This window comes from Hyphomonas sp. KY3, from assembly GCF_017309975.1.
Taxonomy (GTDB): domain Bacteria; phylum Pseudomonadota; class Alphaproteobacteria; order Caulobacterales; family Hyphomonadaceae; genus Hyphomonas.
Genome location: NZ_CP022271.1, coordinates 1,950,427 through 1,972,893, shown reverse-complemented (window position 1 = coordinate 1,972,893; position 22,467 = coordinate 1,950,427). Strand labels below are relative to the sequence as shown.

Annotated in this window: 21 protein-coding genes and 2 tRNA genes; 14 read left to right on the top strand and 9 right to left on the bottom strand. The window is 57.0% G+C overall.

Annotated elements, in window-relative coordinates; all coding sequences use genetic code 11:
* Window positions 1-18: 18 nt before the first annotated feature.
* Together CFA77_RS09730 and CFA77_RS09725 are read left to right on the top strand one after the other, a co-directional pair.
* Window positions 19-780 carry an RNA methyltransferase gene (locus CFA77_RS09730; RefSeq protein WP_206990525.1) on the top strand — a complete coding sequence of 254 codons (762 nt, stop codon included), beginning with the start codon at window positions 19-21 and terminating at the stop codon, window positions 778-780.
* Complete coding sequence (locus tag CFA77_RS09725; protein ID WP_206990524.1) at window positions 773-1,996, top strand: TIGR03862 family flavoprotein; 1,224 nt, start codon at window positions 773-775, stop codon at window positions 1,994-1,996. Before CFA77_RS09730 ends, CFA77_RS09725 begins: the two co-directional genes overlap by 8 nt.
* A gap of 3 nt (window positions 1,997-1,999) precedes the next feature.
* On the opposite strand, the gene CFA77_RS09720 is transcribed toward CFA77_RS09725, so the two are convergent.
* A complete protein-coding gene (locus CFA77_RS09720; RefSeq protein WP_206990523.1) occupies window positions 2,000-2,764 on the bottom strand; it encodes a crotonase/enoyl-CoA hydratase family protein in 765 nt (254 codons plus the stop codon).
* Window positions 2,765-2,876: 112 nt separating this feature from the next.
* On the opposite strand from CFA77_RS09720, the gene CFA77_RS09715 reads away from it, so the two are divergent.
* On the top strand, window positions 2,877-4,070 hold the full coding sequence (locus tag CFA77_RS09715; RefSeq protein ID WP_206990522.1) for an acyl-CoA dehydrogenase family protein: 1,194 nt from the start codon (window positions 2,877-2,879) through the stop codon (window positions 4,068-4,070).
* Window positions 4,071-4,074: 4 nt separating this feature from the next.
* A complete protein-coding gene (locus CFA77_RS09710; RefSeq protein ID WP_206990521.1) occupies window positions 4,075-5,115 on the top strand; it encodes an acyl-CoA dehydrogenase family protein in 1,041 nt (346 codons plus the stop codon).
* 1 nt (window position 5,116) lies between these two features.
* On the opposite strand, the gene CFA77_RS09705 is transcribed toward CFA77_RS09710, so the two are convergent.
* On the bottom strand, window positions 5,117-6,067 hold the full coding sequence (locus CFA77_RS09705) for a LysR family transcriptional regulator (protein WP_206990520.1): 951 nt from the start codon (window positions 6,065-6,067) through the stop codon (window positions 5,117-5,119).
* Window positions 6,068-6,131: 64 nt separating this feature from the next.
* Between CFA77_RS09705 and CFA77_RS09700 the strand changes: the two genes are divergently transcribed.
* Together CFA77_RS09700 and CFA77_RS09695 are read left to right on the top strand one after the other, a co-directional pair.
* Window positions 6,132-6,710, top strand: a complete 579-nt coding sequence (locus CFA77_RS09700) for a hypothetical protein (RefSeq protein ID WP_206990519.1) — start codon at window positions 6,132-6,134, stop codon at window positions 6,708-6,710.
* Window positions 6,707-7,339 carry a GNAT family N-acetyltransferase gene (locus CFA77_RS09695; protein WP_242517306.1) on the top strand — a complete coding sequence of 211 codons (633 nt, stop codon included), beginning with the start codon at window positions 6,707-6,709 and terminating at the stop codon, window positions 7,337-7,339. Before CFA77_RS09700 ends, CFA77_RS09695 begins: the two co-directional genes overlap by 4 nt.
* 19 nt (window positions 7,340-7,358) lie before the next feature.
* Here the strand turns inward: CFA77_RS09695 and CFA77_RS09690 are convergent.
* The 4 genes from CFA77_RS09690 to pgi form a co-directional block, all read right to left on the bottom strand.
* A tRNA-Phe gene (locus CFA77_RS09690) sits at window positions 7,359-7,433 on the bottom strand.
* A gap of 57 nt (window positions 7,434-7,490) precedes the next feature.
* Window positions 7,491-7,700 carry a DNA gyrase inhibitor YacG gene (locus CFA77_RS09685; protein ID WP_206990518.1) on the bottom strand — a complete coding sequence of 70 codons (210 nt, stop codon included), beginning with the start codon at window positions 7,698-7,700 and terminating at the stop codon, window positions 7,491-7,493.
* Window positions 7,697-8,671: a ribonuclease E/G gene (locus CFA77_RS09680; protein WP_206990517.1), complete on the bottom strand. Its 975-nt coding sequence runs from the start codon at window positions 8,669-8,671 to the stop codon at window positions 7,697-7,699. The genes CFA77_RS09685 and CFA77_RS09680 overlap by 4 nt, the downstream gene beginning before the upstream one ends.
* Window positions 8,672-8,719: 48 nt before the next feature.
* Entirely contained in the window at window positions 8,720-10,276 is a 1,557-nt protein-coding gene (gene pgi, locus CFA77_RS09675; protein ID WP_206990516.1) for a glucose-6-phosphate isomerase, read from the bottom strand.
* Between the two features lie 208 nt (window positions 10,277-10,484).
* Between pgi and tuf the strand changes: the two genes are divergently transcribed.
* Window positions 10,485-11,675, top strand: coding sequence for an elongation factor Tu (gene tuf, locus CFA77_RS09670; RefSeq protein WP_206990515.1), 1,191 nt, complete (start codon window positions 10,485-10,487; stop codon window positions 11,673-11,675).
* A gap of 65 nt (window positions 11,676-11,740) precedes the next feature.
* Here tuf and CFA77_RS09665 read toward each other — a convergent pair whose 3' ends face one another.
* A complete protein-coding gene (locus tag CFA77_RS09665; RefSeq protein ID WP_206990514.1) occupies window positions 11,741-12,283 on the bottom strand; it encodes a carboxymuconolactone decarboxylase family protein in 543 nt (180 codons plus the stop codon).
* A 73-nt stretch (window positions 12,284-12,356) separates the two neighbouring features.
* On the opposite strand from CFA77_RS09665, the gene CFA77_RS09660 reads away from it, so the two are divergent.
* Window positions 12,357-12,432: transfer RNA gene (locus tag CFA77_RS09660), tRNA-Trp, on the top strand.
* 124 nt (window positions 12,433-12,556) lie between these two features.
* Window positions 12,557-14,173 (top strand): alpha-amylase family glycosyl hydrolase, encoded by a 1,617-nt coding sequence (locus tag CFA77_RS09655; RefSeq protein ID WP_242517305.1) that lies wholly within the window; start codon window positions 12,557-12,559, stop codon window positions 14,171-14,173.
* On the opposite strand, the gene CFA77_RS09650 is transcribed toward CFA77_RS09655, so the two are convergent.
* On the bottom strand, window positions 14,170-15,186 hold the full coding sequence (locus CFA77_RS09650) for a LacI family DNA-binding transcriptional regulator (protein ID WP_206990513.1): 1,017 nt from the start codon (window positions 15,184-15,186) through the stop codon (window positions 14,170-14,172). The genes CFA77_RS09655 and CFA77_RS09650 overlap by 4 nt on opposite strands.
* 274 nt (window positions 15,187-15,460) lie before the next feature.
* Between CFA77_RS09650 and zwf the strand changes: the two genes are divergently transcribed.
* Genes zwf through eda form a run of 5 tightly spaced genes read left to right on the top strand, consistent with a single transcriptional unit; the run spans window position 15,461 to window position 21,074 of the window.
* Window positions 15,461-16,930, top strand: coding sequence for a glucose-6-phosphate dehydrogenase (gene zwf, locus CFA77_RS09645; protein WP_034812259.1), 1,470 nt, complete (start codon window positions 15,461-15,463; stop codon window positions 16,928-16,930).
* Complete coding sequence (pgl, locus tag CFA77_RS09640; protein ID WP_206990512.1) at window positions 16,927-17,640, top strand: 6-phosphogluconolactonase; 714 nt, start codon at window positions 16,927-16,929, stop codon at window positions 17,638-17,640. The genes zwf and pgl overlap by 4 nt, the downstream gene beginning before the upstream one ends.
* Window positions 17,640-19,472 carry a phosphogluconate dehydratase gene (edd, locus tag CFA77_RS09635; protein WP_206990511.1) on the top strand — a complete coding sequence of 611 codons (1,833 nt, stop codon included), beginning with the start codon at window positions 17,640-17,642 and terminating at the stop codon, window positions 19,470-19,472. The genes pgl and edd overlap by 1 nt, the downstream gene beginning before the upstream one ends.
* Window positions 19,473-19,476: 4 nt before the next feature.
* Window positions 19,477-20,442: a glucokinase gene (locus CFA77_RS09630; protein WP_206990510.1), complete on the top strand. Its 966-nt coding sequence runs from the start codon at window positions 19,477-19,479 to the stop codon at window positions 20,440-20,442.
* Window positions 20,439-21,074, top strand: a complete 636-nt coding sequence (gene eda / locus CFA77_RS09625; RefSeq protein WP_206990509.1) for a bifunctional 4-hydroxy-2-oxoglutarate aldolase/2-dehydro-3-deoxy-phosphogluconate aldolase — start codon at window positions 20,439-20,441, stop codon at window positions 21,072-21,074. The genes CFA77_RS09630 and eda overlap by 4 nt, the downstream gene beginning before the upstream one ends.
* A 24-nt stretch (window positions 21,075-21,098) precedes the next feature.
* On the opposite strand, the gene purB is transcribed toward eda, so the two are convergent.
* Window positions 21,099-22,397: an adenylosuccinate lyase gene (gene purB / locus CFA77_RS09620; RefSeq protein ID WP_206990508.1), complete on the bottom strand. Its 1,299-nt coding sequence runs from the start codon at window positions 22,395-22,397 to the stop codon at window positions 21,099-21,101.
* Window positions 22,398-22,467: the final 70 nt, after the last annotated feature.

The following is a 22,467-nucleotide window of genomic DNA, read 5'->3' as shown; positions in this document are numbered from 1 at the left end:
GTCAAAACAGGGAAAACCATGTCAGATCAGCGCAACCCCGCAATTATCCTTCATAGCCCCCAATTGGGTGAGAATATTGGCGCTGCGGCGCGTGTGATGCGCAATTTCGGCCTGACCGACCTTCGTCTGGTTACGCCGCGGGATGGCTGGCCGAATCCTGCCGCAGATACAATGTCTGCCGGGGCGTTCGAGTCGGGTGTGGTAGCGCGCGTCTTCGAGACTTTGCCAGACGCGCTGGAGGGCATCACCTGGCTCGCAGCAGCTACGGCGCGCCTACGCGGCATCGAAAAGCGCGTCGGGGATGCGGGCGTAGCTGCGGATACGGCGTTCGAGCGATTGGGGGGCGGTCAGTCGGCCATCATGTTCGGCGCTGAGAAATCAGGCCTGCCGAACGATGCCGTGGCTGTTGCAGACTTCCTGATGACCTATCCGGTCGATCCGGAGTTCAAGAGCCTCAACCTTGCTCAAGCTGTCTGTGTGTTCTGCGCAGAGTGGGGAAAGCGCCGCGAGCAATCGGATCTGGTGATCTCTCAGGACAAGGCGAAACTGGGCGAGCCAGCCCCGCGAGATGAGCTCTTCCGCATGTTCGAGCATTTCGAAGAGGAGTTGGAACGCGCCGGCTATTTCTTCCCGCCGGAAAAGACACCGCTCATGAAAGACAATTTGCGTGCTGCCCTTGTCCGGGCTGACTGGACGCGGCAGGAAGTGCAGACTTTCCGAGGCGCGATCAAGGCGCTCGCGCTTGGCCGGGGCAAGGCGCGCTTCAATCGCGATGACTGAGCACTCGCCGAATGTTGCCATTATCGGCGCTGGACCCGCTGGCCTGATGGCAGCAGAAATCCTGTCTGACGCCGGGTATGCCGTTTCACTCTATGAAGCCATGCCCAGCCCGGCACGGAAATTTCTGATGGCTGGCAAGAGCGGCCTTAACATTACCAATATGCGCGAGGGGGAAGCATTTACCTCGCGGTTTCCAAGTGTGGCACCCATGCTGAAAACTGCCCTTGGCGAATTTGGGCCAGCAGCCATTGCGGAATGGATGCGGGCTCTCGGTGTCGAGGCGACAATTGGGCCAACGGGCCGGGTGTTCCCGGTACAAATGAAAGCATCGCCGCTCCTGAGGGCGTGGCTTGCACGGCTGCAGTCGCACGGCGTCCAGCTACATACACGGCATCGATGGGCGGGATGGAGCGACGATTTTGACATGATCTTTGACACTCCAGAGGGGCCAATATCTGTACAATCAGACACACAGATATTTGCTCTGGGCGGAGGAAGCTGGAAGCGGCTCGGCTCGGATGGGAGTTGGCCATCTGTGTTCGCCGAGAGGGGCATACACACAGAGCCTTTCCGGCCGTCCAATTGCGGCTTCATCGTCGACTGGTCAGACCGTGTCAGGACGGAATTTGTCGGAACGCCCGTGAAGAATGTTGCTGTTCGTTTCGGGGACCAGACCAGCCGGGAAGAATTCGTTGTGACCGACCGGGGCGTGGAAAGTGGTGCGATCTTCACGCTGTCACTCGCCGTACGCGACAGGGTGGAGAATAACGGGAAGGCGACTTTGGAGATTGATCTTGCGCCCGACCTCTCGGAGGAAGCTCTGGTCAGCCGTCTGAAACAAGACCGGGGAAAACAGTCGCTTTCAAACCATCTCCGCAAAGCAGCAAACCTGAAAGGCGTGAAGCGCGCATTGTTGCTCGAGTTTGGTGGGTTGGATGTCTCCAATGAGCCGGAACGTCTGGCCCGACTGATCAAATGTCTGCCGATCCCGCTTGCAAAGCCTTTCCCGCTGGATGAAGCGATCTCCACGGCGGGCGGCGTCTCTTTCGATGTGCTGGACGATCAATTCATGGTGAAGGAACAGCCTGGCATGTTCTGCGCGGGCGAGATGCTGGACTGGGACGCGCCCACAGGCGGTTATCTGCTGACGGCCTGCATGGCCACCGGACGCGCGGCCGGGTTGGGCGCGGTCCGGTGGCTCAGATCACAGGTATAGTCGTTAGCGGCCCTTCCAGACGGGCGCACGTTTTTCGATGAACGCTTTCGGGCCTTCCTTGAAGTCTTCCGTCCCGACAATGCCGGCAAATGCCTTGCCGCTGTCTTTCCAGAGCTCGTCATCCGTCTTGCTGGTTGCATCCATCGCCACGGCGCGGCTGGCGGCGACAGCGAGCGGTGCGTTGGCGGTGATCCTTGCGGCAAGCGCTTCGGCTTCGCCCATCACTTCGGATTCTGGCACAACCTTGTTGACCATACCGAGTTCATAGGCCCGCTGTGACGGAAGTGGGTCACCTGTCAGGATGGCTTCAAGCGCGACAGCGCGCCCGACAGCGCGGGGCAAGCGGAACAGGCCGCCAGCTCCGGCGACGAGGGAGCGTTTTACTTCCGGAAGACCGAAATTCGTGTTGTCCGCGCAAATGATCATGTCACACGAAAGGGCGATCTCGGTGCCGCCTGCGAGGGCAGATCCTGTAATGGCCGCGATCAGTGGCTTGGTCCGTTCGCGACGTGCGATTCCTGCAAACCCGCCTTTCTTCGTGGACAGGCCAGCACCATTCCCTGCGGAGATCTCCTTGAGGTCTGCGCCGGCACAAAATGCCTTGCCGACGGCAGTGAGAATGCCGACCCAGACTTCCGGATCAGATTCCATTTGGTCGATCGCGGCTTCCATAGTGCTTGCCATTTCGGCGTTGATGGCGTTGCGTGCCTCGGGTCGGTTCATGGTGATGATCGCGACATTGCCTTGTTTCTTGTACTCGACGGGCATGAGTGTCCTCCTTTGACTACAGCCAGCGCTAACAGGCTTTCCCCAACGTTCTGCAAGACAGACTTCGGTTTCATATTGCCAGCCCTTGGGGAAGCTGTTCGAGAGTTAGCTTATGGATTTGACATTGAGCCCCGAATACGCCGCGTTTCGTGACCAGGTCGCAGAAACGCTGAAAGCCAACGCCCATCTTGCGCCGGGCCCTGACGACAAAGGCCTGAAGCATCCGAAACGTCTCGCCTGGCAGGAGTTCCTGATCCGGGAAGGCTTGACGGCGCGTACCATTCCCACCGAATACGGCGGGTATGGCGCCGAGCCCGATATCCTGAAATCCCGGATCATTGCCGAAGAGTTCGCGCGTTCCGGGGTGCCACGGCCGCTCGCCGGTCAGGGCATTTCGATGCTGGTGCCGACATTGCTTGAACTCGGAACACCGGAACAGAAAGAGGCGTACATTGAGCGGACGCTCAAGGGAGAGCTGATCTGGTGCCAAGGGTATTCGGAGCCGGGCGCGGGATCTGATCTTGCGGCGCTGCGCACGCGCGCAGTCGAGGATGGCGATGACTTCGTCATCAATGGTCAGAAGATCTGGACCTCCACGGCGCGCCAGGCCGACATGATATTCTGTCTCGTCCGAACTGATCCGGATGCCAAGAAGCATCATGGCATCACCTATATCCTGTTCCCGATGGATACGCCCGGCATCGAAGTACGCCCACTTGTCGATATGACCGGTTCGGCAAACTTCAACGAGGTCTTCTTCACCGATGTACGAGTGCCGAAAAGCGGCGTCGTGTTCGAGGTGAATAAGGGCTGGCAAGTCGCCAACGCAACGCTCACTCACGAGCGGGGCATGCTGGGGGACCCGAATGCCACCAAGGCCCGGTTCATCGAACTGGTCGAGCTGATGAAGGTTGAAACCGTAAACGGGCAACGCCTGATCGACAATCCGGTGCTGCGTGATCGGCTCATGACGCTGCAGGCCGAAGTCTACGCCATGCAGGCCAATGGGCTGAGGATCACAACAAACAGGCTCAAGGGCGAGGCGGCGGGGCTGGCAGGCCTGATCGTGAAGCTTCAGGGCTGCGAACTCAATCACCAGATCGCGGCCTTGGCCATCGATGCGCTGGGCGAACTTGGCATCCTCTATGAGGAGGGCGAGCATTTGAGGTCCGGCGGGGCCTGGCAGTGGCGCTACATGTATGATCTCGGGCTGATCATCGGTGGCGGTACGGCTCAGATTCAGAAGAACATTATTGCGGAACGTGGGCTTGGCATGCCGCGCGAACCCCGGCTGGCGAGGAGTTAAATCAATGGAATTCGGACTCTCAGAAGACCAGGTGATGTTGCAGGAAACCGTTCGCCGCTTCGTCGCCGAAGAAGTGTTGCTCGATCTTGTTCGCCAGATTGCAGAGGGCGAAATCCAAGTCGCTGAAACGCTTGCCGAGAAACTGACCGCGCTCGGTCTTGATGGGCTACTTGTGCCGGAGAAAGATGGAGGGTCGGGGCTCGGTGTGCTCGACGCGGCCCTTGTCCAGGAGTGCTTCGGATACGGTATTGTTCCCGCACGTTTCTTATCGAACTCTGTCGCAGCCTATGCGTTGCGTGACTCTGGTTCCAGCATTCTGAACGACATTGCGAACAACGATGCGCGCTTCGGCATAGCCCTTAACGATTTTCTTTCGAGACGGGATGGTTCTGGCCTGTCGATTCGTGACGAGGCCGTCTCCGGGGCATCACTCATGGCCATGGACGTCGCGCGTTCGACTCACTTGCTTTTTCTGGCGAATGACACGGTCCGGATCGGTCAGGTCGGTTCTGCAGAACAGGTCAAGACAATCGACCGGACGCGTGAGTTCTCAGAAGTCACAATTACCTCGTTCGAGAAGCAAATTACGGGAGCCGAAATCGAAAGGACGTTCGCCGTAGCTTGCACTCTTCTTGCCGCTGACACGCTCGGTGCCGCCCAATGCATGTTGGACAAGGCCGTTGCCTATGCGGGGGATCGCCAGCAGTTCGGTCGCGTGATTGGCGCTTTTCAGGCGGTGAAGCATCTTTGCGCTGAAATGGCGGCGAAACTTGAACCTGCACGCGCGTTGATATGGCACGCCGCTCATGCGTTGGACGTTGAGGATGATGAAGCGCTAGCGATGGCGTTTCTCGCCAAGGCGCATATGGCAGAAGTTGGAACCTTCATTGCCAAAACGTCTACGGAAGTACATGGCGGAATGGGCTTCACGGATCTCGTTGGCCTGCATTACTGGTACAAGCGAATTGGTGTAAACCGCCAGATCATGGGGTCGCCAATGGCGCTCAGGGAACTGGCTGCCCAGCAGCAGGGGCTGGTCGCATAGGTTAGCACATACGCGTGACATCAACTTGGCGGAACCATTCGCTTTGGTCGGCTGAGAAAATGTGGTGGAGCCACTCCAGAAAGCAACCTCCATTTTTTAACTTTCTGACGCGTGGCGTATGGTAGAGCCAGATGTCTATCGCGGGAGATCGAGGCGCCGGACATACAACGAGATCGGGAAAACGATCAGCTATGTGGGTAGGTAACAAGGCTGGCGCTATTGCGGACTCGCAGAATGATACCATTGTCTCCAATGTGTTCATGCGGCGCATCATGTCGAGACCCGGGAAGCTGTTTCCAGATCTCTGAAGAAGTTCAGAGTAGGGACTATGGACAAGAGCTTTTCTCCTTGCCAGGTCGGATAGTGACGATGGCATTGCGTGATCCTTTTCCCATTCGGCCGATACGAAGCCGGCATAGTGCGATCTGCCAATACGACTGACCATCAGGTCAGACTCGGTTGGTCGCAGCCCCTGAATGGCGATGTCTCCCGCCAGGTCGTGAAAATCAGATGGTGAATCGCTGATTGTGAGATCGACGATCGTATCGGGATTGCTCAGTTGGAACTGCGCAAGACGAGGTGCAATCCAGTAAAGAGCTATCGCCTCACTGCAGACAAGCTGGATGTGCGTTCCTGAATCATTTGCTGCACTACAGACTTCGTTCTGAGCGGCTTCGATCGTGTCCGCGACAAGGTCGGCGTGTCGCAGTAGCGCGTCTCCCGCCTTCGTCAGGATTACCCCCGTGTGGTTCCGCCTGAATAGCTCTGTATGCAGCGTGGATTCGAGCTCGGTTATCCTGCGGCTGATCGTTGGCAATGAGACGCCAAGCAGGGATGCGGCAGCGCTCATACTGCAAGTCCGTGCCACCGCGCGGAAGATTCTCAACCGGTCCCAGTCAAACTGATCGAAAGAGCCTTGACTGCCTTGCGCGTGTGAAAGCCCCCGTTTCATTTTGTGCTGAAGTCACCCGCCCAAATTCATGTCATGAAAATTAACCATATAATGGAGAATATTCATGAATGCAACTCAGGCTAGAAATAGGGCAAGGGCGGATATTGAACCTGAGGTACTTGCTGCGCGGGCAAGAGATTTTGGGTTTCGGCTCGCAGACCGCGACGAACTCCAAGCCGCCATTTCCATGGCGGAATCGCTGATTGACGGAAAGCTAGCGTCAGTCGATGCGATTTCGGCGATGAACGTTCAAACCGGTATGACGGCATGGGTGACGGGAGATCCGGTTGACGGCATTTTCCTGACCATACCGCTATCTGCGGAAGGCGAAGCTGCCGTCAGGAATGGTTCTTATGTGCCTGCGGCGCCGTCGTCTGAGCATTTGGCAACGCAGGGCAAGGATATCGCGGCATTCTATGTCGGCGTCTATGCGGGCAGTTCGCGGGAAGCGCGAAAAAAAATCATGACGGCGTCCGCTGTTCTTCGTGTGGAAATGTTCGGTGTGTTTCCCGCCTATGCGCGAGGCGCCACGGAGGACGGACGGCGCTCCATGTTGAGCTTGGGGTTTCAAGAATTTGAAGGAGGGCTCCCAGATTTGTTTATCCAGCCGCCATTCCAGACGGTTTTGGACCAGACATCATGAGCCAGATCCAAAACAAGATCGGAGAGTCTGTGCTTCTCCGCCGCGTGCCGCCTGAAGCTTATCTCGAATACTCAACAGAAATTGTAAGAACTCTCGATGGTTTCCATCAGATCAGCGCCATTCGATCTGCCGTCTTTCTCAGCGAACAGGATTGTCCATATGAGGAAGAATTTGACGGCAACGACTTCTGCGCAACACATCTCCTTCTGAAGGCGAAAGGGCGTCCGGTCGGGACATTACGCATTCGCTGGTTCGCGGAGTTTGCGAAGCTGGAACGGATCGCCTTGCTGCCGTGTGAGCGCGGGCGCGTCGGATTACGCGTACTCTTGGCAACCGGTTTCGAGATAGTTTCGCGTAAAGGGTATGAGAGGATGATTGGCCAAATTCAGTCGCGCCTTTGGCCGGTCTGGTCCCGAACCTTCAAATGTCGTTTGATTGAGGGTCGGCCGGCTTTCTGGTTCTCGGATTACGAGTATCGCGAGATCGAAATCCCAATTCCCCGCCATCCGTTAGCGCTGCGAATGCAAGAAGACCCTTACCGCATCATCCGTCCCGAGGGTGCATGGGACGAACCCGGCATTCTGGAAACCTCGGTCGCCAGATCGCAATCCGATGAACAAGCGGCATAAATGTGCGGAAAGTCTGGAATGGTGCCCGGGGGCGGAATCGAACCACCGACACGCGGATTTTCAATCCGCTGCTCTACCCCTGAGCTACCCGGGCGGGCCACTGGGGAAGCGCGGTATCTAACGAAGGGTTTTGAACTTGTCCATGCTGTTTTCAGTCATCCTCTGACATCTCTTGACCCGGCACCTCATCTGCCACATCCGCCGGTGCGCCTGGAATGGCATATCCTTCAGACAACCATTTGTTCAGGTCGACATCGGCGCAGCGTTTTGAACAGAAGGGCCGGTACTGCGCAGAGACAGGATTCTTGCGGCATTGGGAACATTTCGGTTGGACGGATTTGGGGGACACAGGTTTACTCATGCGGTCTGATATACTGAGGGCATCGGCTTCGTCGAGGCAAGATATGTGAAGCGTTGACCATACTTGTCTGACAGCTTGTCCAGAAGGGGCGCACCCGTCTTGTCCAGCCAGACCTTGGCCTGGCCTGGCAATTCAAGGGTCAGCTTGTGCATCGGATTTTGCTTGGCTGTGCGCTCCAATAGTCTCAACCCCGTCAGCGCAAGTGTCTCGTCGGTAGGGTTACCGCGAGAATCGAGCGTGCGTTCATGAAGCGGCGTTTCGCGCCAAGGCAGCGCGACTTCCATCAAGCCAAGTTGGGACGGTGCCAGGACGGTGGCGGTATGAAGACCAACCTTTTCCAGGCAGGACTTCATCATATCCTGAACCTTCTTGCGAGATCCGGTATTGAGGGGCGCGACACAATCAAGGATGACAAGACCGCCGAGGCCACGGAGGCCTACCTGTCGGGCCAGCTCTCGGGCAGCATCAAGATTGAGCTGAAGCGCTCGGCTCGCCGCGCTACCCTTGCTTTGCCGCCCGGCGCTATCAATATCGACCACTGTCAGAGCCCTGGCGCACTCGATGCACAGACGCCCTCCCTTCGGGATGGTCACAACTGCGGACGAGGCTTCGTCAAACGCCGCTTGAATGCGGTCATCACCGATCTCCACATCGTGAATTGGTGCTTCGCGCCATGAGTTGTTGTCTGCTGCTGGGATGCGCGTGTCGGTCATCGACACGCGAGGCAGCTTATCTTTTCGTGCCTCTGCCATGACCGTCACGTCTACAGACTGACCTTCTGTAAGTCCGTGGTCTGCTGGCAGGCGCAGGAACGCCTCAGCCTTACCGGCCGTCTCGACAAATGCGCCGCCTTGTTCCGGTTGTAGCGATCGGATCCGGGCAGGGGCCTGCGCGCCCAGGGTCAGCCGTGTCTCGCTGTCGGACCAACGTGTGATCTTGAGTGCGACAGGACGGCCCGTATCGTCCAGCAAGACTTGGCGCGTTTCGCCAACACAGACTTCGCGCAGGATTCGGATCGGTTAATCCCCCGCAATCATGGCGATTAGGGCTGACGTAACCGCGTCGTCCGCCGCTGCGGTACCTTCGACTGCTGGCTTGAGACGTGATGCCATCGTCTTGCCTCGTTCCACACCCCATTGGTCAAACGGGTTGAGCTGCCACAAATGCCCGGCGAGATAGGTTCGATGCTCATACATGGCCACCAGTGCGCCGAATGCCGCTGGTCCGAACGTATTGTGCACGAGGAAGGTGGATGCGCGACCACCCGCATGGACCTTCTGGCGTGCGACTTCGTCTGACAAATCAGGCTCTTCCTGTTTGACTTCATCGAAGCTCCGTCCATTCGCGAGCACTTCGGCCTGCGCCAAGGCATGAGCTGTCAGAGCGCTAATGCCTTCCGGATCCCGGCTGCGATCTGGAGCGAGGATGAATTCGCAAGGCACGTCTTGTGAGCCCTGGTGTAGCCATTGATGGTAGGAGTGCTGGCCAACCGATCCTTCGCCGCCCCAGAGCGCCGGAGCGGTTGCACCAGATACCATTGTGCCCGTCGGGCCAACCGTCTTGCCATTCGATTCCATTTCAAGCTGTTGCAGATAGGTCGGCAACATTCGCAACCGGTTCGCATATGCGAGCAGGACGCGCATCTTCTCGTTCCGAATTGTCGCGTTCCAATAGTCGAGCAGGGCCAGCCGCATGGCGGCATTCTCTTCGAGTGGAGCCGACCGGACATGCGCATCCATCTCGGCGGCGCCTTTCAATATGCCCTCGAACGTGTCTGCGCCGAGATAGATCATGCAAGCCAGTGATGCTGCCGACCAGAGCGAGAAACGCCCACCCACTGACAGGGGCATATCAAACACATGTGCTTCTCGGCCATTCAGCCAAGCCTTGGCGCGATCCGGATTTGCTGTAACCAACGCGAGATGCTGTTGCGATTGATCGCCAACAGATTCTTCAAGCCATGTCCGGGCTCGGGCGAGATTGTAGAGTGTCTCCTCAGTACCAAAGGATTTGGAGACACCGATGACCAGCGTGCGCGTCGGGTCAAGCCCATGCATGGCGCGGTCCAGGTCAAAGGGGTCGACATTCGCGCAGAAGCGGAGATCGATATTGCCAGAGGCTTTGTCCTCGAACGCGTCGGCGATCAGGCGAGGTCCGAAATCAGACCCGCCGATGCCGATGTGGAGAACGGCATTGAAAGGTAGGCCAGTCGAACTCGTCACGCTGCCTGACACAACGTCCCGCGCAAAGGAGAGGGCGGGCAGAACGCTTTGCCTGACTGTCTCGGCCTCGCCTGACAATTCGGACTGCGCGCGCAACGCCCAATGCAGGGCGGGGCGACTCTCCGAAGGGTTCACGATATCACCAGCGAACAAGCTGTCTGCAGCCGATTGAAGGTCGGAGACACGCCCAAACCGAAGCAATCCTTCTTCTGCTTCGGCGTCCAGATAGTGTCGGGAAAGGTCAATGGACCAACCTGCGGCGCGCAGCGGAGCAGAAGATGCACGCGCATCTGCGAGCGTCTTCAGAGAAGTCTGGCTTACCCGGTCGGCATGAGGCTTGAGGTCGGTGGTCATGTCATTGTCCTAGCGTAAGTTCTGGCTGTTTCCGCTTATCCGGGGTTTCCGACCGGGGCAAGACTGGAAACTAGACCGCAGTGAACTGGCATTTGCGTGCTTGAAACCCACGCCGCACATGGCTATGAGGCGCGTTTAACAGGCTATTCGGCCTGGTGTTCATGCGTCCGGCGGGCCGGACACCTAATTTGAATAAAGGAGAGGCCCGATGGGCAAGGCAAAGTTTGAACGTAACAAGCCGCACGTTAACATCGGCACGATTGGCCATGTTGACCACGGCAAGACGACGCTGACGGCAGCGATCTCGATGACGCTGGCAGCGGCTTCGGGTGGCGAGTCGAAATCCTATGCGGACATTGACTCGGCTCCGGAAGAAAAAGCGCGTGGCATCACGATCAACACGGCGCACGTGGAATATGAGACGGAAAACCGTCACTATGCCCACGTCGATTGCCCGGGTCACGCTGACTACGTCAAGAACATGATCACCGGTGCGGCGCAGATGGACGGCGCGATCCTGGTTGTGAACGCAGCTGATGGCCCGATGCCCCAGACCCGCGAGCACATCCTGCTGGCCCGTCAGGTCGGCGTGCCGGCTCTGGTTGTCTTCATGAACAAGGTCGACCAGGTCGATGATGAAGAGCTTCTGGAACTGGTTGAAATGGAAGTTCGCGAACTTCTGTCTTCCTATGACTTCCCGGGCGACGACATTCCGATCATCGCGGGTTCCGCGCTGGCCGCTGTTGAAGGCCGCGACGATGCAATCGGCAAGGACAAGGTTCTTGAGCTGATGGCAGCTGTCGACGAGTACATCCCGACGCCAGAGCGTCCGCTGGACAAGCCCTTCCTGATGCCGGTCGAGGACGTGTTCTCGATCTCCGGTCGCGGTACGGTTGTGACCGGTCGTGTCGAGCAGGGCATCATCAAGGTCGGTGAGGAAATCGAGATTGTTGGTATCCGCGACACGGTGAAGACGACCTGTACGGGCGTTGAAATGTTCCGCAAGCTGCTCGACCAGGGCCAGGCTGGCGACAATATCGGCGCCCTGCTGCGCGGTGTTGACCGTGAAGGCGTTGAGCGTGGCCAGGTTCTCTGTAAGCCAGGTTCGATCACGCCGCACACGACGTTCGAAGCCGAAGCCTATATCCTGACCAAGGAAGAGGGTGGCCGTCACACGCCATTCTTCACCAACTACCGTCCACAGTTCTACTTCCGTACGACGGACGTGACGGGTGTTGTGACGCTTCCGGCCGACAAGGAAATGGTCCTGCCGGGCGATAACGTCAAAATGGATGTCGAGCTGATCCAGCCGATCGCCATGGACCAGGGCCTGCGCTTCGCGATCCGCGAAGGTGGCCGTACGGTCGGCGCCGGCGTGGTCTCGGCCATTAAGAAGTAAGCCCTGTTCCCATCAGGCAGTAACGAGAAGGCCGTCCCATAAGGGGCGGCCTTTTTTATCGGGCGTCAGTCGAGTTTGATGTCAGCGCCTTTTGGACCGCCCTCTTCGACTTCCACGCCGAATGTCTCAAGGAAGCGGCAGACCATCATGTAGTAGCCGATCAGCAGAACCAGCTCTTCCAGCAGGGACGGTCCGAAATGTTTCAGAACCGGTTTGAGCGCGCCGTCTGACGGATGGGGATGCGTTACTAGATGGTCTGTAAAGGTCAGTGCCAGTTTCTGCTCGTGGCTCAAGCCGTCGGCATTTGGACCAGATTTCACCGCTTCGATCAGTTCGCCATCCATGCCGATCGCCAATCCGATAGCCTCGTGCTGGCTCGTTTCGTATTTGGCATTGGACAAGTACCCGACACGCAGGATCACACATTCGCGGGTGATCGGATCCAGTTTTCCGTTTTGAAGGAAGGCCGTGCCCATGCCGACAAAGGGTTTCAGCAGATGAGGAGCATGGCCAAGCATTTGAAAGATATTGAGCGGGGCGAGCTTATCCAGAAAGGCTTTCTGGTCTTCAGGAAGGGCGTCAACTTCGGGATAGGGGATGCGGGACACAATTTTTCTCCATGGGCTGAAGCTCTAGTCTTGCGGCATGACGGCATTTGAGGCAAACCGCTCTTTCGCCTGTAGGGGTATAGCTCAGTTGGTAGAGCATCGGTCTCCAAAACCGAGGGTCGAGGGTTCAAGTCCTTCTGCCCCTGCCAGGCGGATTTCCAAATTTTCAGTCAATACAGTCCGTTTCCGGGCCGCTTGTCCTGGCGGCGCTTAGATGATTGAAAAATCGCGGAGCGGTGCGATGCTGGTCAGAATTGACGGGAATTTCAGACCATGCCGAACGCAATGTCATTGGAAAGCGCACAGCCTTGGTGGAGGGGTGCGGTCATCTATCAGATTTATCCGCGGTCGTACCAGGATACGAATGGGGATGGCGTTGGCGATCTGAAAGGCATAACGCAGAGGCTGGACCATGTGGCCTCACTCGGCGTGGACGGTGTCTGGATATCGCCTTTCTTTACATCCCCCATGAGGGATTTCGGATATGATGTGGCCGATTATTGCGATGTCGATCCGGCATTTGGCACGCTGGAAGACTTCGACGCACTCTTGAGTCGAGCGCACGCACTCGGCCTGAAAATCATCATCGATCAGGTCTATGCACACTCATCCGACGCGCACGCCTGGTTCGCCGAGAGCAGAGAGGACCGAACCAATGCTCGAGCGGATTGGTATGTCTGGAGCGATCCAAAACCCGATGGAACACCACCTAATAACTGGCAGGCTGTGTTTGGCGGACCGTCCTGGACATGGGATGCGCGTCGGCAGCAATATTACATGCACAGTTTCCTGCCGAGCCAGCCGCAATTGAATTTGCACAATCCGGATGTCCAGGATGCGCTCGTCGATGTGATGCGGTTCTGGCTGGATCGCGGCGTGGACGGTTTCCGACTCGATGCGCTCAATTTTTCCCTGTTCGATCCGGACTTGCGGGACAATCCGCCGAAAATTCCTGCACCCCGAAATGTTTCGCGTCCCTTTGACCTTCAGGAACATGTTCACAATCAATCGCATCCCGATTTGCCCAAATTCCTGAAACGCTTGCGAATACTCATGGACGAATATGGAGAGATATTCTCGGTCGCGGAAGTTCCAGGTCCAAGCCCGCTCGAAGAGATGCGTGCCTATACGGAGGGGGAACAGAATCTCAATTCCGCCTACAACTTCGATTTCCTCTATGCGAAGCGATTGGGAGCCGAAGCGATAGCCACATCCCAAAGCAACTGGCTTGGCGCGCCAGGAGAGGGCTGGCCATCATGGGCCTTTTCAAATCATGATGCGCCGCGGTGTGTCAGCCGCTGGTTGGAGGGTGCCGATCCTGTTGTTCGGGCCAAATTGACCACAGCTTTGCTGTTTTGCCTGCGCGGAAATCCCATCCTTTATCAAGGCGAAGAGCTTGGCCTACCGCAGGCGGAGATTGCGTTTGAGGATTTGCAGGACCCTGAAGCAATCGCGAACTGGCCTCGCACGCTCGGCCGCGACGGCGCTCGCACGCCAATGCCCTGGGCCAGCGCCGATACATATTGTGGTTTCAGCGATGCCAAGCCGTGGCTGCCTCTGGGCCAGGGCCATGCGGATTTGGCGGTAGATCTTCAGGAAGCCGATCCCCAATCCATGCTTCACTTCACACGCGGGCTCACACGCATGCGCGCCAGCTCGCCGGCGTTACAATATGGCGAAATCAAATTTGTCGAGTCGTCCGGGGACTTGCTCGTGTTTCGTCGGCTATGGGAAGGCGAAACGATTGAGTGCGTCTTCAATATTGGCGGGACCGAAGTGGTGGCTGCGATGACAGACGTTTCATCTGATCAGGTTCTAATGTGCGTCGGAATCGATAGTCAAAACAAGACACGCGTCCCGCCATACTCGTGTCGGATTTCCCGCCACTAGGACAAGCCGCAGGATTCGCGAACGATAAGTTCGGTTGGCAGACGCTCAGATCGCATGCTGCCTGTGTCCACCGACGCAATCAGCTTGGCGACAAGGATCCGCCCAGCCCGCGCAGGATCCTGTGAGATCGTGCTCAGGGCAGGATAGCCATAGGCGGAGAGTTGAAGATCGTCATAACCAATCACCGAGACGTCATCGGGCACACGCACTCCCTCTCTGAGCAAGCTGCGAATGGTGGCCAGGGCAATCAGGTCATTTGCTCCGAAAACAGCATCAAACGTGACGCCGCGCTCCATCAGGCTGGAAATGGCAGCTTCGGCGGATTCTACGTCAAAACTTGACTGGAGCGTGAGGTCCGCATCGAGCGGAATGTCAGCCCGACGATGCGCAGAGATATAGCCTTCATAGCGCTGCAGAATCTCTGGATTGGACGTATCACCCACAAAAGCGATTCGCCGGCGGCCGAGATTCAGCAAGTGAGACGTCGCCCGTTTGCCGCCGCGCAAGTTATCCGAGCCGATAGAGCAGTATTTCTGGCCGGGGATTTCCGCGCCCCAAACTATGAAACGGCTTTCAGTTTCGGCCAGTTGGTTGAATCTTTCGTGCAAGAAGCTCTGGCCAAGAAATATGACGCCCTCAGCACGGTTCGCGGTCATGATGGAGGCGAGGTCGTCCTGGTTTTTCGGGGCCAGATAAGAGATCAGCACATCGCAGCCAGCCAAACGCCCAGCCTCACTGAGGCCGCTGATCAGTTCCTGAAAGAACGGGTCAGAGACTTCCGTCTGGCGCCCAGCCAGTGTGGGCACGACGACTGCAATCGTCGCAGCAGCGCCGGACAAGAGCGCGGGCATGGATGGGCGGAAATTATAGTTGTGCTCGCGGGCGATCTTCCAGACCCGACGCTTGGTTTCATCATTCACTGCGGAGCTGTTGTTAAGGGCGCGCGAAACAGTTGCGATCGAGACACCCGCGATTGAGGCAAGATCTTCCAAACGCGTTCTAGTGCTGGACATCTCGTGCTACCTCCGCTTAAGAACACCAAAAACAACGTTGTCACATGTTTGGTCTATTCGTCCAGACCGTTGATCAAAGAGTCTGCAAAATTTGCAGAGAAGCACTACCAGCCGGGGAGGCGAAGCTAAAGTGAAGAATGATGATACCAAAATTTGCGTTTCACGGCCTTTGCGAGTCTGGCGAATAAGCTGACAAACTAGAAAATACTCGGGATCGATCCGAATTCGGCCTGATTCCGCCAATGTTCACCTCGAGCGCTCTGGAGACTGCCTGATGGCAAAATTTATCCCTGTCGATCCGTTCGACATCGTTATCTTCGGCGGGACAGGTGACCTCTCCCGGCGCAAGCTCTTGCCTGCCTTGTTTCACAGATGGCTGGATGGCCAGATTCCGGAATCCAGCCGTATTGTTGGCACTGCGCGCAGTGAGATGGACACCAAAGAATATCGCAAGATGGCAAGAGAAGCCTGTGAGTCAGCGTCTGGCGACAACTGGGATACGAAGGAATGGTCCAAGTTCGAGAAGTTGATTGAGTATGTGTCCATTGATGCAACACAGGAAGATGCAGATTGGGCCACCCTCAAATCTTTCCTGACACTGGATGACAACCGTCCGTGCGTATTTTACCTCGCTACGTCGCCGCGCCTGTATGTTCAAATATGTGAAGCACTGGGCAAGGCGGGCCTGTCAGAGGGCAACACTCGGGTTGTGCTGGAAAAGCCGATCGGGACCGATCTGGAATCTGCCAAGGCGATCAATGACGGTGTTGCTCAAGTCTACGCCGAACGCCAAGTTTTTCGGATAGACCATTATCTTGGCAAAGAGACGGTACAGAACCTCATGGTCCTGCGATTTGCCAATATGCTGTTCGAGCCAATTTGGTCTCGCAATTATGTGGACCATGTTCAGATCACGGTTGCCGAAGACCTGGGTCTTGAGGGACGTGCAGATTATTATGATAAATCCGGTGCCCTGAGAGACATGGTGCAAAACCATATGCTCCAGCTGCTGTGCCTGACGGCTATGGAGCCGCCGAACCAACTCGACGATGATGATGTTCGTACCGAGAAAATCAAGGTACTCAACGCGCTGACACCGATCACGGGCGAAGCCGCCAAGAAGCAAACTGTTCGCGGGCAATACAAGGCTGGTGTGAAAGACAACAAGCCCGTTAAAGGCTATCTGGAAGAGTTGAGTTCTGAAACCGTCAGCTCGACTGAGACCTTTGTGGCGATCAAGGCCAATATCGACAACTGGCGATGGGCGGGCGTCCCCTTCTATCTGCGGACTGGCAAGCGGATGTCGCAGCGTCACTCGGATATCATCATTCAGTTCAAACCAACACCCCATTCCTTGTTCGGGGAGGGGTATGAGAGTGCGAACAAGCTGGTTATTCGTCTGCAACCGGATGAAGGGGTTCGCCTGTTCGTTCAAATCAAGGAGCCAGGCCCGGGCGGCCTCCGCGTTAAGTCTCTCCCCTTGAATCTCTCCTACGCCGAAAGCTTCACAGTTCGGTATCCGGACGCGTATGAGCGTCTGTTGATGGATGTAGTACGCGGAAATCTGTCCCTCTTCATGCGCAAGGATGAAGTTGAAGCGGCATGGACTTGGGTTGATGGGCTTATCGAAGCCTGGGAAAAATCTGGTGATCGCCCCGAAGCCTACACAGCCGGTTCGGATGGCCCACTCGCTGCTGCCATGATGATGGACCGCGACAATCGGGCATGGTGGGAGGGATCATGAGCGGATTGGCGCATGAATTCATGATGTTTGACAGCCGCGATGAGGCATCGCGCTTTGTAACGCAATTCATAGCAGGTGGGCTGACGAAGGCGTTGGAGCTGAAAGGCACCGCGTCGCTGATGGTGTCAGGTGGCTCAACGCCGGGGCCGATATTTGATGCCCTTGCCACGACCGAGTTGGATTGGGCGCGGGTCATGGTTGGTCTCGTCGATGAACGTTGGGTCAACCCTGAAGACGACGCATCCAACGAGCGCCTCGTACGCAGCCGACTGCTAAAGGCAAACGCCGGAGCTGCAGGCTTTCTGCCGATGAAAACAATGGACGCCATGCCGCGTGAAGCTGTGGCAGACAGAGACAAGGCGTATGCCCCGCACTGTGAGCCCGCAGACATGGTTTTTCTTGGTATGGGTGAGGATGGTCATACCGCCAGCTGGTTTCCGGGTTCGAAGGATCTGTCAGCCGCTCTGGAAAGTGAAAATGTGGTTGCAGCCGTTGATGCGACCGGGTGTCCGGTCGCCGGTGAAAATCCGCAGCGTATTACCCTTACAGGCAAGGGCGTAACGAGTGCGTCGTCTGTAATCCTGCTAATCTTCGGAGAAGCGAAAAAGGCAGTGTTCGACACGGCGATAATGTCGTCCGTGCAGGAAAAGCCTATTAAATATGCAATCGATAAATTGGGGCCGCGTTTGACGGTCGTATGGGCAGCATAATGGTTGAGATGAATTCGACAATCGCAGAAGTGACCGCGCGTATTCGAGAGCGGTCACGTGACTCGCGCCAAGCATATCTCGAAATGATCCGTAGTCGCCGCCCCAAGGATTTCGCCCGGCGGAGAATGTCTGAAAGCAGTTTGGCGCACGCCTCGGCGGGATGCGCGGTGATTGAGAAGACACAATTACTCGGCGCGGGTTGGCCGAACATTGGTGTCATCACAGCCTACAACGACATGCTTTCAGCACATGCGCCGTATCAGGACTACCCCGCTATTATTCGGGATGCCGCACGGGAGGTGAATGCCATTGCACAAGTCGCCGGAGGCGTCCCTGCAATGTGTGACGGCGTCACACAGGGCTTTACCGGTATGGAGCTGTCACTGTTTTCTCGCGACGTGATTGCGATGGCATCGGCCATTGGCCTGAGTCACGACGTGTTTGATGGCGCAATGCATCTGGGTGTTTGTGACAAAATTGTCCCCGGTCTCGTGATCGCTGCGCTACGGTTTGGCTGGATCCCGTCTGTTTTCGTGCCAGCTGGGCCCATGCCGTCCGGTCTACCCAATCCTGAAAAGCAACGCGTTCGCCAGTTATTTGCGGAAGGCAAGGTTGGTCGTGACGCGCTATTGAAAGCGGAGTCGGAAAGCTATCACACGCAGGGTACTTGCACATTCTATGGCACAGCGAACTCGAACCAGATGCTGATGGAAGTCATGGGGTTCCACTTGCCAGGCGCTGCCTTCGCCAATCCAGGCACACCTATTCGCGAAGCGCTGACACGTGCAGCCACACATCGCGTCGCGGAGATCCATGCGCAGGGCGATCACTATATGCCAGCGGGCGAAATGATCGATGAGCGGTCTATTGTGAATGGCGTGGTAGGTCTGATGGCGACGGGGGGGTCTACCAATCATGCACTTCACTTGCCAGCCATGGCAGCTGCTGCGGGCATCATTCTAACTCTGGAAGACTTTGCGGATATCAGCGCGGTGACGCCGCTGCTGGCGCGTGTTTATCCAAACGGACCGGCTGATGTGAATCATTTTCACGCAGCAGGCGGTATGGGTTTCCTCGTACGTGAGTTGCTCGATGCCGGTTTAATGGATGGCGACGCCATGGGCGTGGCTGGTCCGATATCAGGCTACGCGGCGGAGCCTTATCTGGAAGATGGCAAAGCCGCCTGGCGTCCTGCCCCGGACACCAGTGCCGATACGGACATATTGCGCCCTGTATCTGATCCATTCTCCAAGGATGGCGGACTGCGGATGATGGACGGTCCGATTGGCTTGGGCGTCAGCAAGGTGTCCGCTGTAAAACCTGAGCATCGCATTGTGGAAGCACCTGCGATCGTATTCGATTCCCAGGAAGCGCTGAAAGCTGCATTTGATGCAGGAGAATTGGACAAGGACTTTGTCGCGATTGTTCGGTTCCAGGGACCAGCGGCGAATGGCATGCCTGAATTGCATACACTCACGCCGCCGCTCGCAGTTTTGCAAGATAGGGGCTTCAAGGTGGCGTTGGTCACGGATGGCCGTATGTCAGGCGCGAGCGGTAAAGTGCCGTCAGCGATCCATGTGAGTCCGGAAGGTTCACGCGGCGGCCCGATCGCGAAAGTGCAAAATGGCGACATGATTGTGTTTGATGCCGAGCGCGGTGTGCTCGATATCAAGGTTGATCCGGAAGAGTTTGCAAAGCGCATCCCGGACGAATACAGGCCAAACGAGAACGGGATGGGACTCGGCCGCGAAATGTTCACCTATTTCCGGGAATTGGCAGGCCCTGCCGCCAATGGGGCGAGCCAGTTCAATTTCTCGAACCGGGGGGACTGATCTGATGGGTGAGCCCGTTTTGGTTGGGGATGTAGGGGGAACCAATGTCAGGTTCGCTTTGGCTGAGAGGCGCGGCGGCAAAGTTGAGATCAGTGATTTTTCAAAACTGTCCGGGGATAGTTTCGAAACATTTGCCGCTGCGTTGCGCCGATACCTGCAAGACACCGGATTAGAGCCGAAGCATGCCTGTTTTGCCATGGCCGGCCCTGTGCGGGACGGAGAAGTCATGCTGACCAATCGGGATTGGCACGTCTCAGCCCGGCACCTCTGCGAGGTGTTTGGTTTTGATGACATTAAAATCATCAATGATTTCACCGCCATGGCCCGATCGGTGCCTGAGCATTCCGGAGACTATTTTGAGGAAATCTTGCCTGGAAAAGAAATACCGGAACTGCCTGTAATAGTAGCCGGGCCTGGCACCGGATTCGGTGTGGCATCCTTGTTTCCCCTGGGCGACGATGCCTGGCAGGTTCTCACGGGTGAGGGCGGGCACATCGCCTATGCGCCAAGGGATGCATTGGAATTCGACATAGCGAGTGTTCTCATGCGGACTCAGGGCTATGTATCGAACGAATTGGTTGCGTCGGGCATGGGACTCGAATTCGTCCATCGCGCATTTTGCGAAGTCTTCGGGCGCAATTTGGAAGACATCTCGCCTGAGGAAATGCGTCACCGGGCTGACGAAGGTGACGAGATGTTTGATCAACTGATCGCCATGCGCGCGAAAGCCGTCATGGGGGCAGTCGGCGATCTGGCGCTCGCAAATGGGGCGCTTGGCGGTGTCGTTCTGGCCGGTGGGGTAACTGAGCGAATCGTTGATTATCTGCGACGACCTGAGTCGGTTGCCCGGTTCCGTGAACGTGGACCGATGTCTGGCTACCTTGCGAATTGTCCGGTACGCCTTATGCACGATCCCGAGGCGCCTCTGATTGGCGCTGCTGCCTACTATGCCCAGGAGACGCTTAAATGAATTCCTCGCTTGATGCCCTGAAAGCAGCCGCCCAACGGGCACCGATTGTTCCTGTGCTTGTGGTGCCTGATGTGGACGCAGCAGCTCCATTGGCGCGCGCGCTTGTTGAGGGCGGTCTCACGATCGCTGAAGTGACGCTGCGCACGCCAAGTGGCTTGAAGGTCATTGAGGAAATGAAGAAGGCGCAGCCGGATTTGATCGTGGGGGCGGGGACGGTCTTGACGAAGGAGGACGTTGTGAACGCAATGAATGCCGGTTCCGACTTCCTTGTGTCTCCCGGCATGTCCCCCGGCCTGCTGGACGCACTCGGTGATTATATGGGCATCACAATTCCGGGCGTGGCGACCGCCAGCGAAGCGATGACGCGCTATGAGGAAGGGTTCAAGATGCTGAAGCTGTTTCCGGCCGCGATTGCTGGCGGCGTAGGCGCGCTCAAGGCGCTGTCCGGACCGCTGCCGCATCTCCAATTCATGCCGACGGGCGGTGTCAGCGCCGATAATGCGGGTGAGTATCTGTCCCTGCCAAATGTGGTGGCAGTAGGCGGCTCGTGGATCGCGACGGAGAAGGATGTAACCACTGGCGCGTGGTCGTCCGTTGCCGAGAAGGCAAGGACGGCGCTTAGCAGGATCTAATCGCCGTCCTCAAATGACCTTGTATCAGGAGCGTCCGAAAACGCGCTCGAAGGTCGTGTCCACGTGTTTGAAATGGTAGCCAAGGTCGAACAAGGACTCGAGTTCGGAATCTGTCAGTCGGGATGATACTTCCTCATCCTGTTTGAGCAGGTCGAGGAGATCGCCTTCCTTCTTCCAGGTCCGCATCGCATTGCGTTGGACCAGACGATAGCTGTCTTCACGGCTGACGCCTTTTTCGACGAGGGCCAACAAGATGCGTTGCGAGTTGTGGAGGCCACCCATGCTGTCGATCGTGCTCATCATGTTTTCGGGATAGACCAAGAGGTTCTCGATCACGCCGCCAAGACGGTGCAGCGCAAAATCAAGATGCACAGTCGCGTCCGGGCCGATCCCACGTTCGACCGAGGAGTGCGAGATATCGCGCTCGTGCCAGAGCGCAACATTTTCCATGGCAGGCGTCACAGCGGATCGGACAAGCCGGGCAAGACCCGTAAGATTCTCCGTCAGAATGGGATTGCGCTTGTGTGGCATGGCGGATGAGCCCTTCTGGCCCGCCGAGAAAAACTCTTCGGCTTCGAGCACTTCAGTGCGCTGGAGGTGACGTACTTCTGTTGAAAGCCGTTCAATAGAAGACGCAATCACACCCAAGACTGCGAAGAACATGGCATGGCGGTCGCGCGGGATGACCTGGGTAGAAACGGGCTCGACGCTGAGACCGAGCTTTTCGGCAACATGAGTTTCAATTGACGGGTCAATATTTGCAAATGTGCCAACTGCGCCGGAGATTGCACATGTCGCCACTTCTTCGCGAGCCAGCACCAGGCGGGTCCGTGCGCGCTGGAATTCGGCATGATAGCCGGCAAGTTTCACACCGAATGTAGTGGGTTCTGCATGAATCCCGTGACTGCGGCCAATTGTGGGTGTCAGCTTGTGTTCAAAGGCCCGTTTTTCCAGTGCAGCCAAGACGCGGTCTACACCAACCAGCAGGAGATCGGTTGCACGTACAAGCTGAACATTGAAACATGTGTCCAAGACATCTGAAGAGGTCATGCCCTTGTGCAAAAAGCGCGCTTCGTCACCAACATGTTCTGCAACATTTGTCAGAAAGGCGATGACGTCATGCTTCACTTCCCGCTCGATTTCATCGATTCGATCGACGTCAAACGCCGCACGTTCGCGGACCGCTGCGGAGACTCCCTCCGGGATCAGACCCTTCTGCTCCATGGCTTCGGCTGCGAGGGTCTCTATCTCCAGCCAGATGCCGAATTTGGATTCGGGAGACCAAATGGCTGCCATTTCGGGACGGGTGTATCTGGGGATCATGGAGTACCTCGGGGCTGGGATTCGGCTTTCTATTACTGGCTGGAGCACAGAACACCAGTGTCTCGGTAAA